Genomic DNA, 16502 nt, shown 5'->3' on the forward strand with positions numbered 1-16502 from the left:
CCCCACTGTGTTCCTGACGATCAGTACCACCGGCACCCCAGAGCGCCCCGCGACCGATCTCGGTTTCCTGCTGCACAAGCATCCCGAGAAATCGCAGGCGTTCTCCACCTCCTACGGCAAGGCGCACGTCCTCTATCCCGAGGCGGACGTCGAGCGGTGCACGGCCGCGCTGCTGCTGGAGGTGGACGCGGTGGCACTGGTCCGCCGGGGCAAGGGCAAGGGCCGCGGCGGCGCTCCCGACGCGGCGCTCGCCCAGTACGTCAACGACCGCCCCTACGCGGCCTCCTCCCTGCTCGCGGTCGCGCTGAACGACGTCTTCTCCAGCGCCGTGCGCGGCCAGTGCAAGGCCCGCCCCGACCTCCCGGCACAGGTCCGCCCGCTGCGCGTCGAGATACCGGCGCTGCCCGCCCGCGGCGGCCCGGACCTCGTCGTCAAGCTCTTCGCGCCGCTCGGCTGGACCGTCACCGCCGAGGCGGTGCCGCTGGACACCCAGTTCCCCGAGTGGGGCGCCTCGCGCTATGTACGGCTCGTCCTCGAGTCGGAGTCGCTGACCCTCGCCGAGGCGCTGCGTCACCTCTACGTCCTGCTGCCGGTCCTCGACGACGCCAAGCACTACTGGGTGTCGTCCGACGAGGTCGACAAGCTGCTGCGGGCGGGCGAGGGCTGGCTCCCGGCCCACCCGGAGCACAAGCTGATCACCAGCCGCTATCTGTCCCGCCGCTGGTCGCTGACCCGGCAGGCCATGGAGCGCCTGGAACTCGTACGGCTGGCCGAGGCCGACGACAGCGAGGTCGAGGACATCGACAACGCCGTCGAGGAGCCCGCGGACGACGAGACCGAGGAGAAGCCGACGCCGCTCGTCGTGCAGCGCCGGGACGCGATCATCGCCGCGCTCAAGGACTCCGGGGCCGCCCGCGTCCTCGACCTCGGCTGCGGCCAGGGCCAGTTGGTGCAGGCGCTGCTCAAGGACGTCCGCTTCACCGAGATCGTCGGGACGGACGTGTCGATGCGCGCGCTCACCATCGCCTCCCGCCGCCTCAAGCTCGACCGCATGGGCGAGCGCCAGGCCTCGCGCGTCCGGCTCTTCCAGAGCTCCCTCGCCTACACCGACAAGCGCCTCAAGGGTTACGACGCCGCCGTGCTCTCCGAGGTCGTCGAACACCTCGACCTGCCTCGGCTGCCGGCCCTGGAGTACGCGGTGTTCGGCTCGGCCCGCCCCCGCACCGTCCTCGTGACCACCCCGAACGTCGAGTACAACGTCCGCTGGGAGTCCCTCCCCGCCGGGCACGCCCGGCACGGCGACCACCGCTTCGAGTGGACCCGTGAGGAGTTCCGCACCTGGGCGACCACGGTCGCCGAACGGCACGGCTACGACGTCGAGTTCGTCCCCATCGGCCCCGACGACCCGGAGGTCGGCCCGCCCACCCAGATGGGCGTGTTCACGATGAGGACCACGGACGACGAGAACAAGAGCAGCGACAAGGCCGAGAAGGAGGCGAAGGCGGCATGACCGAGACCCAGCTGAAGCAGGGGCGCACCCTGCCCGTCACCGACCTCTCCCTCGTGGTGCTGATCGGCGCCTCCGGCTCGGGCAAGTCCACGTTCGCCCGGCGCCACTTCAAGCCCACCGAGATCATCTCGTCCGACTTCTGCCGGGGCCTCGTCTCGGACGACGAGAACGACCAGAGCGCGACGAAGGACGCCTTCGACGTCCTCCACTACATCGCCGGCAAGCGCCTCGCGGCCGGCCGCCGCACCGTCGTCGACGCGACCAGCGTGCAGCAGGAGTCCCGCAGGCAGCTGATCGAACTGGCCCGCGCCCACGACGTGTTGCCGATCGCCATCGTGCTCGACGTACCGGAGGAGGTGTGCGCCGCGCGCAACGCGACCCGCACCGACCGCGCCGACATGCCGCGCCGCGTCATCCAGCGCCACACCCGCGAACTCCGCCGTTCCCTCAGGCACCTGGAACGCGAGGGCTTCCGCAAGGTGCACGTCCTGCGGGGCGTCGAGGAGGTCGACCACGCCACGATCGTCACCGAGAAGCGCTTCAACGACCTCACTCACCTCACCGGCCCGTTCGACATCGTCGGCGACATCCACGGCTGCGCGAACGAACTGGAGGCGCTGCTCGGGAAGCTGGGCTACGTCGACGGCGTCCACCCGCAGGGCCGTACGGCCGTCTTCGTCGGCGACCTCGTCGACCGGGGCCCGGACAGCCCGGGCGTGCTGCGCCGCGTGATGTCGATGGTCGGCTCAGGCAACGCGCTCTGTGTGCCGGGCAACCACGAGAACAAGTACGGCCGCCACCTCAAGGGCCGCAACGTCCAGCACACCCACGGCCTCGCCGAGACCATCGAGCAGATGGAGGGCGAGAGCGAGGAGTTCAAGCAGGAGGTCCGGCGGTTCATCGACGGGCTCGTCAGCCACTACGTCCTCGACGGCGGGAAGCTGGTCGTCTGTCACGCCGGTCTGCCGGAGAAGTACCACGGCCGCACCTCCGGCCGGGTCCGTAGCCACGCCCTGTACGGCGACACCACCGGCGAGACCGACGAGTTCGGCCTGCCCGTGCGCTACCCGTGGGCGGAGGACTACCGGGGCCGCGCGGCCGTGGTCTACGGCCACACCCCGGTGCCCACCGCCACCTGGCTGAACAACACCATCTGCCTCGACACGGGCGCCGTCTTCGGCGGCAAGCTGACCGCGCTGCGCTGGCCGGAGCGCGAACTCGTCGACGTACCGGCCGAGAAGGTCTGGTACGAGCCGGCCAGGCCGCTGGCCACCGAGGCGCCCGGAGGCCACGAGGGCCGGCCGCTGGACCTGGCGGACGTGCACGGCCGTCGGGTCGTCGAGACCCGGCACGCGGGCCGGGTGTCGGTCCGCGAGGAGAACGCGGCCGCCGCCCTGGAGGTGATGAGCCGTTTCGCGGTCGACCCGCGGCTGCTGCCGTACCTGCCGCCGACCATGGCCCCCACCGCGACCTCGCACATCGAGGGCTACCTGGAGCACCCGGCGGAGGCCTTCGCGCAGTACAAGGAGGACGGTGTCGCGCGGGTCGTGTGCGAGGAGAAGCACATGGGGTCGCGGGCGGTCGTCCTGGTCTGCCGTGACGCGGACGCGGCCCGCGCCCGCTTCGGCGTCGAAGGGCCCACCGGTTCCCTCTACACCCGTACCGGCCGCCCGTTCTTCGACGACGAGGCGCGCACCGAGCTGGTCCTCGCCCGGATCCGCGAGGCCGTCACGGCGGCCGGGCTCTGGGAGGAACTCGACACCGACTGGCTGCTGCTGGACGCCGAGCTGATGCCCTGGTCGCTGAAGGCGTCCGGGCTGCTGCGCACCCAGTACGCGGCCGTGGGCGCCGCCTCCGCCGCCGTGTTCCCGGGCGCGCTGACCGCACTGGAGAGCGCGGCGGCACGCGGTGTCGACGTGGGCGACCTGCTGGGCAGGCAGCGTGAGCGGGCCGCCGACGCGGCCGCGTTCACGGAGGCCTACCGGCGCTACTGCTGGCCCACCGAGGGCCTGGACGGCGTCCGGCTCGCCCCCTTCCAGATCCTCGCCGTCCAGGGCCGCAGCCTCGCCGCGCTCCCGCACGACGAGCAGTTGGCCCTCCTGGACCGGCTCGTCGAGTACGACGTCAGCGGCCTGCTGCAGACCACCCGGCGCCTCTTCGTCGACACCGGGGACGAGGCCTCGGTGCGCGCGGGCATCGACTGGTGGCTGGAGATGACCGGCCGGGGCGGCGAGGGCATGGTCGTCAAGCCCGTCGGGGCGGTCGTCCGCAGCACCCAGGGGCGGCTGGTCCAGCCGGGCATCAAGTGCCGGGGCCGGGAGTACCTGCGGATCATCTACGGCCCGGAGTACACCCGTCCGGAGAACCTCGCCCGGCTGCGCGGCCGGTTCCTCAACCACAAGCGGTCCCTCGCCCTGCGTGAGTACGCCCTGGGTCTGGAGGCGCTGGACCGGCTCGCCGAGGGGGAGCCGCTGTGGCGGGTGCACGAGGCGGTGTTCGGGGTACTGGCCCTGGAGTCGGAGCCCGTCGACCCCCGACTGTGAGCCCGACGCCCGCCGCGGCCGACCCCAGGGCCTGTCCGACAATTCCCGTCTGCCTCGCGACGGCAATTGTCGGACAGGCCCTCGCCCGCGGCGGGCGGACCCGTGCCCGTGACGTGACATTGCGGCTGATAATGTCGCGAGCAGGCGTGGCCGTGTTCCGCGTTCGAGAGGTTCCGGCGGTGCTCGGGGGGACAGCGATCGCAGGCGACCGCTGCCACCCGAGTCGGTCCCATCGGTCCCAGTCGAAGGTATGTGGGGTTTCCCATGCGTCGCACCACCGCACGGTCCGGACGAGAGCTGTCGGCACTCGACGCCGCGTACGACGAGTGCCGCCGCCTGGTCCGCACGACCCGGCCCACCGAATACGCCCTGATGCAGCTGATGCCGCCGACGGTGCGCCCCGCGTGCTGGGCCCTGTACGCCGCCCTCGCCTCCGCCGACGACCTCCTCGACTCCACCGAGGGCACCCCGCAGGAGCGGAGCCGGCGGCTCCAGGAGTGGCGGACCGCGCTGGAGGCGGACCTGGCCGCCGGGACCAGCGACGACCCGGTACGACACGCGCTGACCGACGCGGTCTGGCACTGGGGGCTCGACCTCGGAGACCTGCTGGGCTCCCTGGACGCCGTCCAGGGCGACGAGGCCCGCGAGGGCGTCGCGACCTGGCAGGAGTGGCGGGAGCGTGCCCACGCCCAGAACGTCAGCTGGCCCGAACAGCTGATGCGCATGCTGGTCCGCTCCGGACTGCCCGTCCCCGTGCGGCTCCGCGACCTGCCGGGCTTCACCCGGTTCGTGGACGGTCTGTTCCTCGCCGACATGCTCCGTGACCTCCCCGAGGACCTCGACGGCGGACACGTGTGGTTTCCCACCGAGGTCCTCGACCGCTTCGGCGTCACCCCGGCCGAGTTGGTCTCCCGCGCCTGGACCCCCGCCGTCCGGCGGCTGGTCGCCCACCTCGTCGACCAGGCCCGGCAGTGGCTGGAGAGCTCCCGCCGGGCGCTGCGGAACACGCTGCCGCTGGGCCCCGCCATCGTGCTCGACACCGCGGTCGAACTCTTCGGCGCGGAGCTGGACGCGATCGCGCGCTCCGGCTCGGCCGTGCTGCACCGCCCGGTACGCGTTCCCCGGCACACCCAGTGGCGGATCGTCGGCCCGGCCCGGGCCCGGGCCGCCCTGGTGTGGCGGCTGACGCTGCCGCCCGGCAGGGACGACGCCCCGGCGCGGCCGGCCGGCGGCGCGTCACCGCGCGGCGGCACCGGGGACGACTCGGCACCGGGCCTGCTCGCCGGCCCCGAACGGCCCGTCACACGCATCGCCGAGCCGCCGCTGCCGCCGCGCCCGCACCGCGACGGAGCCCGCCCACCGGCCATAGCCGAAGAGCTCCTGCCCCAGCACGTGGCGATCGTCATGGACGGCAACGGACGCTGGGCCACCGGGCTCGGTCTGCCCCGCGACGAGGGGCACCGCGCCGGAGCGGTCGCCCTGCGCGACGTCGTCCAGGGCGCGCTGGAGATCGGCCTCGCCCATCTGACGGTCTATGCCTTCTCCACCGAGAACTGGAAGCGGTCGCCCGACGAGGTCTCCAAGCTCTTCGCGATCATGCGCGCCGAACTCCTCGACGGCGAACTGCTCGACCACGACGTACGCCTGCGCTGGGTGGGGTCCCCCGACGGGCTCCCGGAGGACGTGGTGGAAGTCCTCCGCGCCCAGGAGCACGCCACGCGCCACCGCACCGGCCTCACCCTCAACGTCTGCGTCAACTACGGCGGCCGTGCCGAACTCACCCAGGCCGGCGCGTCGTTGGCCCGCGCCGCACTCGCCGGTGACATCGATCCCGCCCGGATCTCCGAGCAGCTCTTCGCCGCCCACCTGCCCCATCACGCCCTGCCCGACGTGGACCTCCTCTGGCGCACCAGCGGCGAGATCCGCACCTCCAACTTCCTCCCCTGGCACGCCCACTACGCCGAACTCCACTTCACCGACCAGCCCTGGCCCGACGTGGACCGCCGCGACCTGTGGGAGGCGATCACCGCCTACACCCACCGCAAACGCCGCAAGGGCGCGGCGCCTGCTCCGCCGGAGGGCGCCGAGTAGGAACTCGGGGCCGCGGGTGGGTTGTCGGGTGCGGGTGCGTGGGGCGTCTCGCGCAGTTCCCCGCGCCCCTGAAAAAGCGGGGCTGCGCCCCTGCTTTTTCGCCCCGAAATGGCCGTAGGCCTTTCAGGGGCGCGGGGAACTGCGCGACCAGCCCCCACCGGGCGGACGCCTGGGGGGCGAAGGGGCGCAGCCCCTGGGACGGGGACGGGTAGGGGCGGCGGGGGCGAAACCCCGTCAGCCCACCAACCGCAACCGAACCCCCGCCACCCCCACCCGCACCGTCTGCCCCCACGTCAACTCCAGCGCATCCCCCTCCATCCCGTCCCCGAACACGATCAACCGATCCGACTCCACCGTCAGCCGCAGCCGGCCCCCCGCCCCCAACTGCCCCGCCACCAGAGACGTCCCGGTCGCCGGAGACGGCCACGCCTCCCGCACGAACCACAGCAGACGACCTTCCGCAGGCCCCGGAAGGGGCAACGCACTCGCCCGCTCCTGCCAGACGGACCGAATCCACCCACTCGCCCCGGTCCCCGTCCCCACGAGCACCCCGGACGAGGCCTGGGGCTCGACGACACCCCTGTCGCCGTCGAGCCCCAGCCGGTACCGGGCGGTCTGGTGCCCCGCCGCGCCGAGATAGATCTCGTTGAGCGCCACCAGCCGCTGCGTGTCGTCCGCGACGGCCTCGACCATCGTCAACTCGTCCACCGAGCAGTCGCTCCGGAGCGAGGCGGCCAGCAACTTCCCCGCGTGCGAAGGCAGATGCCGTACCAGCACCCCCGGATTGCGCCGGGGATCGGGGTTGATCCCCACCACCGGCTGCCCCGCGAGGTACTTCGCCGCGTTGGCCACCAGCCCGTCCTGCCCGACCACGACGACCACGTCCTCGGGGGCGAACAGGAACCGGTCCAAGTCACCCCGCTCCACCTTGGCCTGACGCCAGGCCAGCGGCACGGAGGCGGTGACCTCGGCCAGCGCCCCGCGCTCCCGCCGGTGCCGCTCGGCCACGTCCTCGATGTCCCGCCCCCGAGAGCGCAGGAAGAAGGCGGCCTGCCCGTGCGTACCGTGCCGGGCCACCAACTCCTCGTACTCGGTGGTGCGATGGACCAGCACCACCCGCGGCGCGAGACTCACGCCGAGCCCTCGCCGCCGCTACCTGATCCGCCGCCGCTGCCCGCCCCGCCGCCGAGCCTGGCCAGCAGTCCGGTCAGTACGTCCGGCGACACCGTCACGCTCTCGATCCGCGGCAGGTTCTCCGCGAGCCGGGCCCCGGTCAGCGCGTGCAGCGTCGCCGCGTCCACCTCGGCGTGCACCCGCAGCCACGCCGCCTGCGCCTCGGCCCGCGCCGCCCCCACCTCCCGCGCGGCCCGCGCCTCCGCCTCGGCCAGCTTCACCTGCCGCACCGCCTCGGCCTCCGCCAGCTTCACACTCCGCGCCGCCTCCGCACCCGCCTTCACCGCGTCCGCCGCGGCCTTCTCCTCCGCCTCCCGCCGCGCGTTGGTGCCCCGCTGTTCGACCAACTGCTCCTCGCGGCGGGCGAGTTCGATCTGGCTGGCCAGCTCGTTCTCGGCGATGGCCCGCTCCCGCTCGACGGCCACGGCCCGGCGCTCGTACGTCGCCCGGTCGGCCTCTTGCTGGATCTGTTCCCGCGCCGGTGTGCGCAGCGCCCGCTCCACCTCGGGCTCGGGCCGCAGCGCCACCACGCGGACGGCCACGATCTCGATCCCGGTGGCCGGCAGCCGTGGCTCGGCCGCCAGCCCGTCCGCCACCCGCTCCCGGACCGCCGCGACCCCGTCGACGAGGGCCGAGGCCAGCGTCGTACGGGCCAGGACGTCCAGCGCGTGCTGCTGGGCCGTCTCGGTCAGCAGGGTCGACAACTGCTCCAGGGGAGCACCGCGCCAGACCCCCGTGTCGGGGTCGATGGAGAAGTCGAGCCGGGCGGCGGCGGTCGCCGGGTCGCTCACCCGGTACGTCACCGTCGCCTGCACCGCCACGTCTTGGAAGTCGGACGTACGGGCGTGGAAGGTCATCGCAAGCTCCCGGTCGTCCACCGGGATCTCGGAGAGCGCGGCGCTCAGCGACCGGTACCAGAAGCTCAGCCCCGGGCCGTCGTGCGCGAGCCGCCCGGAGCGGTGGTGACGGATGTGCGCGGTGGGCGCCCCGCGCAGATGCCGCCAGCCGAGCCGTCTGGTGATGTCGGCCATGGATGATCCCCCTCCTGCGGTTAATGTCACTTAGACGATAATGGCGAGACCTACTTATCGTCAAGAGGACGCAATAGAAGCGGCGAAAGGACTTCGATTCGGCCGACCGGTGGGTGAACACGCGCCCGAATGGTCAGGATGAGGGCATGGGATTCCATGTCGACTCCGAGGCCGGGCGTCTGCGCCGCGTCATCCTGCACCGGCCGGATCTTGAGCTCAAAAGGCTCACCCCCAGCAACAAGACCGCGCTGCTCTTCGACGACGTGCTGTGGGTGCGCCGGGCGCGCGCCGAGCACGACGGATTCGCCGACGTGCTGCGTGACCGAGGCGTCGCCGTCCACCTCTTCGGCGACCTCCTCACCGATGTCATGCGGATTCCCGAGGCCCGGCAACTCGTCCTCGACCGCGTCTTCGACGAGAAGGAGTACGGCCCGCTCGCCACGGACCACCTCAGGGCCGCCTTCGAGTCGCTGCCCGTGCGCGAGCTGGTCGAGGCGCTGATCGGCGGCATGACCAAACGCGAGTTCCTCGACGCGCACATGGAGCCGGCCTCCGTCCGCTTCCACGTCATGGAACTGGACGAATTCCTCCTCGACCCGCTCCCCAACCACCTCTTCACCCGCGACACCTCCGCCTGGATCTACGACGGGGTCTCCATCAACGCCATGCGCTGGCCGGCCCGTCAGCGCGAGACCGTCCACTTCGAGGCGATCTACCGGCACCATCCGCTGTTCCGCGCCGAGACGTTCCATACCTGGTCGGAGGGTCAGGCCGACTACCCGTCCACCATCGAGGGCGGCGACGTCCTCGTCATCGGCAACGGGGCCGTCCTCATCGGCATGAGCGAGCGCACCACCCCGCAGGCCGTCGAGATGCTCGCGCACAAGCTCTTCGCCGCCGGTTCCGCGCAGACCATCGTGGCCCTCGACATGCCCAAGCGCCGGGCCTTCATGCACCTTGACACCGTCATGACCATGGTCGACGGCGACACCTTCACCCAGTACGCCGGCCTCGGCATGCTCCGCTCGTACACCATCGAACCGGGCGTCGGCGAGAAGGAGCTCAAGGTCACCGACCACCCGCCGGAGCACATGCACCGCGCGATCGCCGCCGCGCTCGGTCTCGACGCGATCCGGGTGCTCACCGCCACCCAGGACGTCCACGCCGCCGAACGCGAGCAGTGGGACGACGGCTGCAACGTCCTCGCCGTCGAGCCCGGCGTCGTCGTCGCCTACGAGCGCAACGCCACCACCAACACGCATCTGCGCAAGCAGGGCATCGAGGTGATCGAGATCCCGGGCAGCGAGCTGGGGCGGGGGAGGGGCGGGCCACGCTGCATGAGCTGCCCGGTCGAGAGATCGGCGGTGTAGGGATCCGCGCGTCCCCGTATCCCCGCTGGATCCAGCCGGGAGGGCGCCAGGAGGGGGCTGTATAGAAATGTGGAACATCGTATAGACTTCCAGTCTTCCTATCGCTGTCCCCTGTCCCGTCGACCCAGGAGCGCCCCATGGCGACCGTTCCCCACGCCCTCGCCGGGCGCCACTTCCTCAAGGAGCTGGACTTCACCGCGGAGGAGTTCCGCGGGCTGATCGAGCTGGCCGTGGAGCTGAAGGCGGCCAAGAAGGCCGGGAGGGAGACCCAGCACCTGCGGGGGAAGAACATCGCGCTCGTCTTCGAGAAGACCTCGACGCGCACCCGCTGCGCGTTCGAGGTCGCCGCGGCCGACCAGGGCGCCCGTACCGTGTACCTGGACCCCACCGGCTCCCAGATGGGCCACAAGGAGTCCGTCAAGGACACCGCACGAGTGCTCGGCCGGATGTTCGACGCGATCGAGTATCGGGGCGACAGTCAGGCGAACGTCGAAGAGCTGGCGGCGTACGCCGGAGTGCCGGTCTACAACGGCCTCACCGACGACTGGCACCCCACCCAGATGCTGGCCGACGTGATGACCATGACCGAGCACAGCGACAAGCCGCTGGACGAGATGGTCTTCGCCTACCTCGGCGACGCCCGCTTCAACATGGGCAACTCGTACCTGGTGACCGGGGCCCTGCTCGGGATGGACGTGAGGATCGTCGCCCCGCAGGCCTACTGGCCGACCGAGGAGATCGTCATCCACGCCCGCAAGCTCGCCGAGATCAGCGGCGCGCGGATCACCCTCACCGAGCACATCCACGACGGGGTCGAGGGCGCCGACTTCGTCGCCACCGACGTGTGGGTCTCCATGGGTGAGCCCAAGGAGGTCTGGGACGAGCGGATCGGGGCGCTCTCCCCGTACGCCGTGACCATGGACGTGCTGCGGGCCACCGGCAACGCGGACGTCAAATTCCTGCACTGCCTGCCGGCCTTCCACGACCTCGGCACCAAGGTGGGGCGCGAGATCCACGAGCTGCACGGACTGGACTCGCTGGAGGTCACGGACGAGGTGTTCGAGTCGTCGCACTCCGTCGTCTTCGACGAGGCGGAGAACCGGCTGCACACGATCAAGGCGATCCTGGTGGCGACCCTGGCCTGAGGCCGACGCCCGGCGACGCCGGGCCGGGGACCACGGGTGGCGGTGCTGTGGCGGTACCGGCGACTATGCGTGGCGGTGCTGTGCTGGTGCCGACGACTACGCGTGGCGGCGCTGTGCTGGTGCCGACGACTACGCGTGGCGGCGCTGCGGCGGCACCGTCGGCAACCGGAACCACACCGCCTTGCCGGAGTCCGTGGGGCGGTGGCCGCAGGCGGAGCTGAGGGCCCGGATCAGCAGCAGACCGCGGCCGTGCTCCTGCCAGGGATCGGGGTCGAGGTGTCCCGGGGTGGTGAGGTCGCCCGGGGGAGCGGGGTCGGGGTCGTGGACCTCCACCTTGCAGCCGCTCGGCACCAGCTCGACGACCAGCTCTATCGGGCCCTCCCCGGCGGCGTGCTCGATCGCGTTCGCGACCAGTTCCGCGGTGAGCAGCTCCGCCGTGTCGCAGTCCGCCCCGTGCTCCAGCTCGGTCAGCGCCGTCCGCACCAGCGCGCGGGCCACGGGCACGGCCGCGGCGGTGTGCGGCAGCGCGATGCGCCAGGAGGCGGGGGCGGAGGGTTCTTGCAAGGTGGCTGATCCGTTCATGGAGCAGGTCATGGCTCGTCCTGCTTTCAACGTGACGAATGGTACGGCGCGGACCGGCGAAGCCGCTCGGCGGGCGCCGCGGGGGACCGTCGGCCCCGTTGACGGCGGTCTACCCACGCCAACGTCCGGCCGCGCCCGACCGAGCCCGCCGTTACCGGCTTGTCGAACGTCCGTGACCGAGTCACGGAGCCCCGTCGGCCCCTTCCCGCAGCGGCCCGATCGACCTATCGCGCACTCGTGACGACAGTCAGATAACGGTGATAACTTCGTGAGGTGGGGAAGGAGCCGCGGCACCGCGGCAGCCCCCGAGGAGGCCTCCCGTATGAGTCCCTTCACCGGCTCCGCCGCCCGCACCTCCGACTGGCGGCATCTGCGGTGCGAGATCACCGACGGCGTCGCCACCGTCACCCTCGCCCGCCCCGAGAAGCTGAACGCCCTCACCTTCGGCGCCTACGCCGACCTGCGCGACCTGCTCGCAGAGCTCTCCCGGGAGAGGTCCGTACGGGCCCTGGTGCTGGCCGGCGCCGGCCGCGGCTTCTGCTCCGGCGGCGACGTCGACGAGATCATCGGCGTCACCCTCGCCATGGACACCGCCCAGCTGCTCGACTTCAACCGGATGACCGGACAGGTCGTACGGGCCGTCCGCGAGTGCCCCTTCCCCGTGATCGCCGCGGTGCACGGCGTGGCGGCAGGCGCCGGCGCGGTCCTGGCCCTGGCCGCCGACTTCAGGGTGGCCGATCCCACCGCCCGCTTCTCCTTCCTCTTCACCCGCGTGGGGCTCTCCGGCGGGGACATGGGCGCCGCCTACCTCCTGCCCCGCGTCGTCGGCCTCGGCCACGCCACCCGCCTCCTCATGCTCGGCGACCCCGTCCGCGCCGCCGAGGCCGAACGCATCGGCCTCATCAGCCAGCTCACCGACGAGGGCAGCGGCGACGAGGCCGCGCACACCCTGGCCCGCCGCCTGGCCGAGGGCCCGGCCCTGGCCCAGGCCCAGACGAAGGCCCTGCTGACGGCCGAGCTGGACATGCCCCTGTCGGCCGCCGTGGAACTCGACGCGTCGACCCAGGCCCTCCTGATGACCGGCGAGGACTACAAGGAATTCCACACGGCATTCACCGAAAAACGCCCCCCGAAATGGCAGGGCCACTGATGCCGCCCTCAACGGTCATACCGACCTCAGGTGCAGCCACCCCAGGGGCGCGGGGAACCGCGCGACCAGCCACGACGCACCCGCAGCCGCCAGAGCACCTCAACCACCCCACCCGAATAGCGATCATCGGCGGCGGCCCAGCCGGCCTCTACGCCGCCGCCCTCCTCAAACGCCTCGACCCCACCCGCGACATCACCGTCTGGGAACGCAACCCCCCGAACGACACCTTCGGCTTCGGCGTAGTCCTCTCCGACGAAACCCTCGGCGGCATAGAACACGCCGACCCAGCCGTCTACGAGGCCCTACAAGCCCACTTCACCCGCTGGGACGACATCGACATCGTCCACCGAGGCACCCGCCACACCTCCGGAGGACACGGCTTCGCCGCCCTGGGCCGCCGCACCCTCCTCCAGATCCTGCACGCCCGCTGCCGCGCCCTCGGCGTGGACCTCCGCTTCGGCACCGAGGCCCCCTACCCGTCCTGGCTCTGCGAGACGTACGACCTGGTCATCGCGGCGGACGGCGTGCACAGCGCGACGCGCGAGGCGTACGCGGAGGTGTTCCGGCCGACCGTCGAGACGCACCGCTGCCGTCACATCTGGCTCGCCGCCGACTTCGCCTTCGAGGCGTTCCGTTTCGAGATCGCCGAGACCGAGCACGGCGTGGCACAACTCCACGGCTACCCATATGCGCCGGACGCGTCCACCGTCATCGTGGAGATGCGCGAGGAGGTGTGGCGGGCCGCCGGGCTGGACCGGGCGGACGAGCGGGAGTCGGTCGAGCGGTGCGCGAAACTCTTCGCGGACGCGCTCGGCGGACGGCCCCTACGCTCCAACAACTCCACCTGGACGACGTTCCGCACGGTCGTCAACGAGCGCTGGTCGCACGGCAACCTGGTCCTGCTCGGCGACGCCGCGCACACCGCGCACTTCTCCATCGGCTCCGGTACGAAGCTGGCCGTCGAGGACGCGCTCGCGCTGGTCGCGTGTCTGGAGGAACAGCCAGACCAGGAACGGGCGTTGAGGGCGTACGAGGAGGAGCGGCGCCCGGTGGTCGCCTCCACCCAGCGCGCGGCGCGGGCCAGCCTGGAGTGGTTCGAGAACATCGGGCTCCATCTCGACCAGCCCTCCCGGCAGTTCGCCTTCAACCTCCTCACCCGCAGCCGCCGCGTCACCCACGACAACCTCCGCCTGCGCGACGCGCGCTTCACCGGCGCGGTGGAGCGGGAGTTCGGCTGCCCGCCCGGCACACCCCCGATGTTCACCCCCTTCCGGCTGCGCGGGCTGACCCTGCGCAACCGGGTCGTCGTCTCCCCGATGGACATGTACTCGGCGACCGACGGTGTCCCCGGCGACTTCCACCTCGTCCATCTGGGCGCCCGGGCCCTCGGCGGTGCCGGGCTCGTGATGACCGAGATGGTGTGCGTCAGCCCCGAGGGGCGGATCACCCCGGGCTGCGCCGGGCTCTGGAACACCCGGCAGGCCGAAGCCTGGCGGCGCACCGTTTCCTTCGTGCACGAGCAGGCACCGGGCACGGCCGTCGGCGTGCAGCTCGGGCACTCCGGCCGCAAGGGCTCGACCAAGCTGATGTGGGAGGGCATCGACGAGCCCCTGGACACCGGCAACTGGCCCCTGGCGGCGGCCTCCCCGCTCCCGTACAGGCCGGGCAGCCAGACGCCGCGCGCGCTCTCCCGCGCCCAACTCACCGACATCCGGGAGCAGTTCACGTCGGCCGCGCTCAGAGCGGCCCGCAGCGGTTTCGACCTCCTCGAACTTCACTGCGCGCACGGCTACTTGCTCTCCGGCTTCCTCTCGCCGCTGACGAACCGCCGCACCGACCGCTACGGCGGCTCCCTCGACCACCGGCTCCGCTTCCCGCTCGAAGTCTTCGACGCCGTACGGGCGGTGTGGCCGGAGGAGCGGCCCATGACCGTCCGTATCTCCGCGACCGACTGGGCGGACGGAGGCACCACCGCCGAGGACGCCGTCGAGATCGCCCGCGCGTTCGCCGCGCACGGCGCCGACGCGATCGACGTCTCGACGGGGCAGGTCGTCGCCGACGAGCGGCCCGAGTACGGCCGCTCGTACCAGACCCCGTACGCGGACCGCATCCGACACGAGGTGGGGGTGCCGGTGATCGCCGTCGGCGCCATCTCCTCCTGGGACGACGTCAACTCCCTGATCCTGGCCGGCCGCACCGACCTCTGCGCCCTGGCCCGCCCGCACATCTACGACCCCCACTGGACGCTCCACGCGGCCGCCGAACAGGGCTACGAGGGACCGGGCGCGCCCTGGCCCGCCCCCTACCGTGCCGGCAGCCGCCGCCCCAACACGGGCCGCACCGACGCCCCCAAGCCCCGGCTCACCCTGTCCTAGGCCGGGGGTCGGGAGAGGTCCACCATGCCCGCCGTCAGGGTCGCGCCGTCCGCCGGGTCGACCAGGATGAACGCGCCGGTGCGCCGGACCGCCGTGTAGTCGTCCAGGGCCAACGGCTCGGCCGTGCGCAGGACGATCCGACCGAGGTCGTTCGTGGTGAGCTCGGTCAGCTCGGTCAGTTCGGAGTGTCCGCCGAGGTCCTTGACGACGGCCTTGACGGTGCGGGTGGTGTGCCGGAGCAGTACACGGTCCCCCACCCGCAGGGGCCGCTCTGCCAGGTGGCAGACGGCGGCGTGGACGTCCTGCGTGAGCGTCGGCGCGTCGGGCCCGGCCCTCGTGATCATGTCCCCGCGCGACACGTCCCGCTGGTCCGCCAGCCGCACACTGATCGACTGCGGCGCGTACGCGGCCTCCGCCGCCTCGCCCAGGACGTCGATGCCCGTGATCTCGGAGGTCTCGCCGAACGGATGGACGGTCACCCGGTCACCGACCCGCAGAGTTCCGGACACCAACTGCCCAGCGTAGTACCGGACTTCGCCGTGCCGGATCACGTACTGCACGGGGAAGCGGACCGGGGCGTCCGTCGCTTCCACCCCCACCGGCACGGTCTCCAGGAACTCCAGGAGTGCCGGACCGTCGTACCAGTCCATCCGCCCGGAGCGGTCGACGACGTTGTCACCGACGAGCGCCGAGACGGGGGTCGACGTGAAACCGGACAACCCCAGTGCGTCGGCGTGCCGGGTGAAGTCCTCGACTATCCGCCGGAACTCCCGCTCCTCGTACCCGACGAGGTCCATCTTGTTGACGGCCAGCACGACGTGCGGCACCCGCAGCAACGCCGCCACGGCGGCGTGCCGCAGCGTCTGCTCGACGACCCCGTTGCGCGCGTCGACGAGGACGATCGCCAGCTCGGCGGTGGAGGCGCCGGTGACCATGTTGCGGGTGTACTGCACGTGGCCGGGGGTGTCGGCGAGGATGAACCGGCGGCGGGCGGTGGCGAAGTAGCGGTAGGCCACATCGATGGTGATGCCCTGTTCCCGCTCGGCGCGCAGGCCGTCGGTGAGCAGCGCGAGATCCGGGCCTTCCAGCCCACGACCGGCCGATACCCGTTCCACGGCCTCCAGTTGGTCGGTGCGGATCGACTTGGAGTCGTGCAGCAGCCGTCCGACCAGGGTGGACTTGCCGTCGTCGACCGACCCGGCCGTCGCGAAGCGCAGAGTGTCGATGGTGAGCGTGCTCATGGCTAGAAGTACCCCTCGCGCTTACGGTCTTCCATCGCGGCCTCGGACATCTTGTCGTCGGCGCGGGTCGCACCCCGCTCGGTGAGCCGGGAGGCGGCGATCTCGGCGATGACCTGGTCGAGCGTCACCGCGTCCGAATCCACGGCACCTGTGCACGACATGTCGCCGACCGTCCGGTACCGCACCCGCCGTTTCTCCACGGTCTCGTTCGCGCGCGGCCCGCCCCACTCGCCGGCGGTCAGCCACATCCCGGCCCGCTGGAACACCTCGCGCTCGTGGGCGAAGTAGATC

General features: G+C 71.9%; 11 protein-coding genes and 1 pseudogene. 7 read left to right on the top strand and 5 right to left on the bottom strand.

The annotated features are described in order from the left end of the window. Positions 1-7: 7 nt before the first annotated feature. The 3 genes from PUR53_RS17485 to uppS all read left to right on the top strand — a co-directional run bounded on the left by PUR53_RS17485 (position 8) and on the right by uppS (position 6144). Entirely contained in the window at positions 8-1510 is a 1503-nt protein-coding gene (locus PUR53_RS17485) for a 3' terminal RNA ribose 2'-O-methyltransferase Hen1 (RefSeq protein WP_329908810.1), read from the top strand. After that, entirely contained in the window at positions 1507-4053 is a 2547-nt protein-coding gene (locus tag PUR53_RS17490) for a polynucleotide kinase-phosphatase (RefSeq protein WP_329900359.1), read from the top strand. The genes PUR53_RS17485 and PUR53_RS17490 overlap by 4 nt, the downstream gene beginning before the upstream one ends. Positions 4054-4317: 264 nt before the next feature. Continuing rightward, positions 4318-6144 (top strand): polyprenyl diphosphate synthase, encoded by a 1827-nt coding sequence (gene uppS / locus PUR53_RS17495; protein WP_329900360.1) that lies wholly within the window; start codon positions 4318-4320, stop codon positions 6142-6144. Positions 6145-6378: 234 nt separating this feature from the next. On the opposite strand, the gene PUR53_RS17500 is transcribed toward uppS, so the two are convergent. Both PUR53_RS17500 and PUR53_RS17505 read right to left on the bottom strand, forming a co-directional pair. Continuing rightward, entirely contained in the window at positions 6379-7278 is a 900-nt protein-coding gene (locus tag PUR53_RS17500; RefSeq protein ID WP_329908811.1) for a hypothetical protein, read from the bottom strand. Next, positions 7275-8348 carry an SPFH domain-containing protein gene (locus tag PUR53_RS17505; RefSeq protein ID WP_329900362.1) on the bottom strand — a complete coding sequence of 358 codons (1074 nt, stop codon included), beginning with the start codon at positions 8346-8348 and terminating at the stop codon, positions 7275-7277. Before PUR53_RS17505 ends, PUR53_RS17500 begins: the two co-directional genes overlap by 4 nt. Positions 8349-8494: 146 nt before the next feature. Here PUR53_RS17505 and PUR53_RS17510 point away from each other — a divergent pair, with 146 nt between their 5' ends. Together PUR53_RS17510 and argF are read left to right on the top strand one after the other, a co-directional pair. Beyond that, positions 8495-9718: an arginine deiminase gene (locus PUR53_RS17510; RefSeq protein WP_329908812.1), complete on the top strand. Its 1224-nt coding sequence runs from the start codon at positions 8495-8497 to the stop codon at positions 9716-9718. Between the two features lie 137 nt (positions 9719-9855). Continuing rightward, positions 9856-10863, top strand: coding sequence for an ornithine carbamoyltransferase (gene argF, locus PUR53_RS17515; RefSeq protein WP_329900364.1), 1008 nt, complete (start codon positions 9856-9858; stop codon positions 10861-10863). Positions 10864-10992: 129 nt separating this feature from the next. Here the strand turns inward: argF and PUR53_RS17520 are convergent, their stop codons facing one another. Beyond that, on the bottom strand, positions 10993-11445 hold the full coding sequence (locus PUR53_RS17520) for an ATP-binding protein (protein ID WP_391809110.1): 453 nt from the start codon (positions 11443-11445) through the stop codon (positions 10993-10995). Positions 11446-11767: 322 nt separating this feature from the next. Here PUR53_RS17520 and PUR53_RS17525 point away from each other — a divergent pair, with 322 nt between their 5' ends. Further along, positions 11768-12595 carry an enoyl-CoA hydratase family protein gene (locus PUR53_RS17525; RefSeq protein ID WP_329908813.1) on the top strand — a complete coding sequence of 276 codons (828 nt, stop codon included), beginning with the start codon at positions 11768-11770 and terminating at the stop codon, positions 12593-12595. Beyond that, the gene (locus PUR53_RS17530) at positions 12595-14970 is read left to right on the top strand and encodes a bifunctional salicylyl-CoA 5-hydroxylase/oxidoreductase (RefSeq protein ID WP_329908814.1); all 2376 of its coding nucleotides are present in this window, start codon (positions 12595-12597) and stop codon (positions 14968-14970) included. Before PUR53_RS17525 ends, PUR53_RS17530 begins: the two co-directional genes overlap by 1 nt. Here PUR53_RS17530 and PUR53_RS17535 read toward each other — a convergent pair. Together PUR53_RS17535 and PUR53_RS17540 are read right to left on the bottom strand one after the other, a co-directional pair. Further along, on the bottom strand, positions 14967-16211 hold the full coding sequence (locus tag PUR53_RS17535) for a sulfate adenylyltransferase subunit 1 (RefSeq protein ID WP_329908816.1): 1245 nt from the start codon (positions 16209-16211) through the stop codon (positions 14967-14969). The two genes, PUR53_RS17530 and PUR53_RS17535, sit on opposite strands and share 4 nt — an antisense overlap. A 2-nt stretch (positions 16212-16213) precedes the next feature. Further along, a pseudogene (locus tag PUR53_RS17540) lies at positions 16214-16502 on the bottom strand (sulfate adenylyltransferase subunit CysD); the annotation flags it as partial.

Origin of the sequence: Streptomyces sp. SP18BB07 (genome assembly GCF_036322545.1) — a bacterium.
GTDB lineage: Bacteria > Actinomycetota > Actinomycetes > Streptomycetales > Streptomycetaceae > Streptomyces > Streptomyces deccanensis.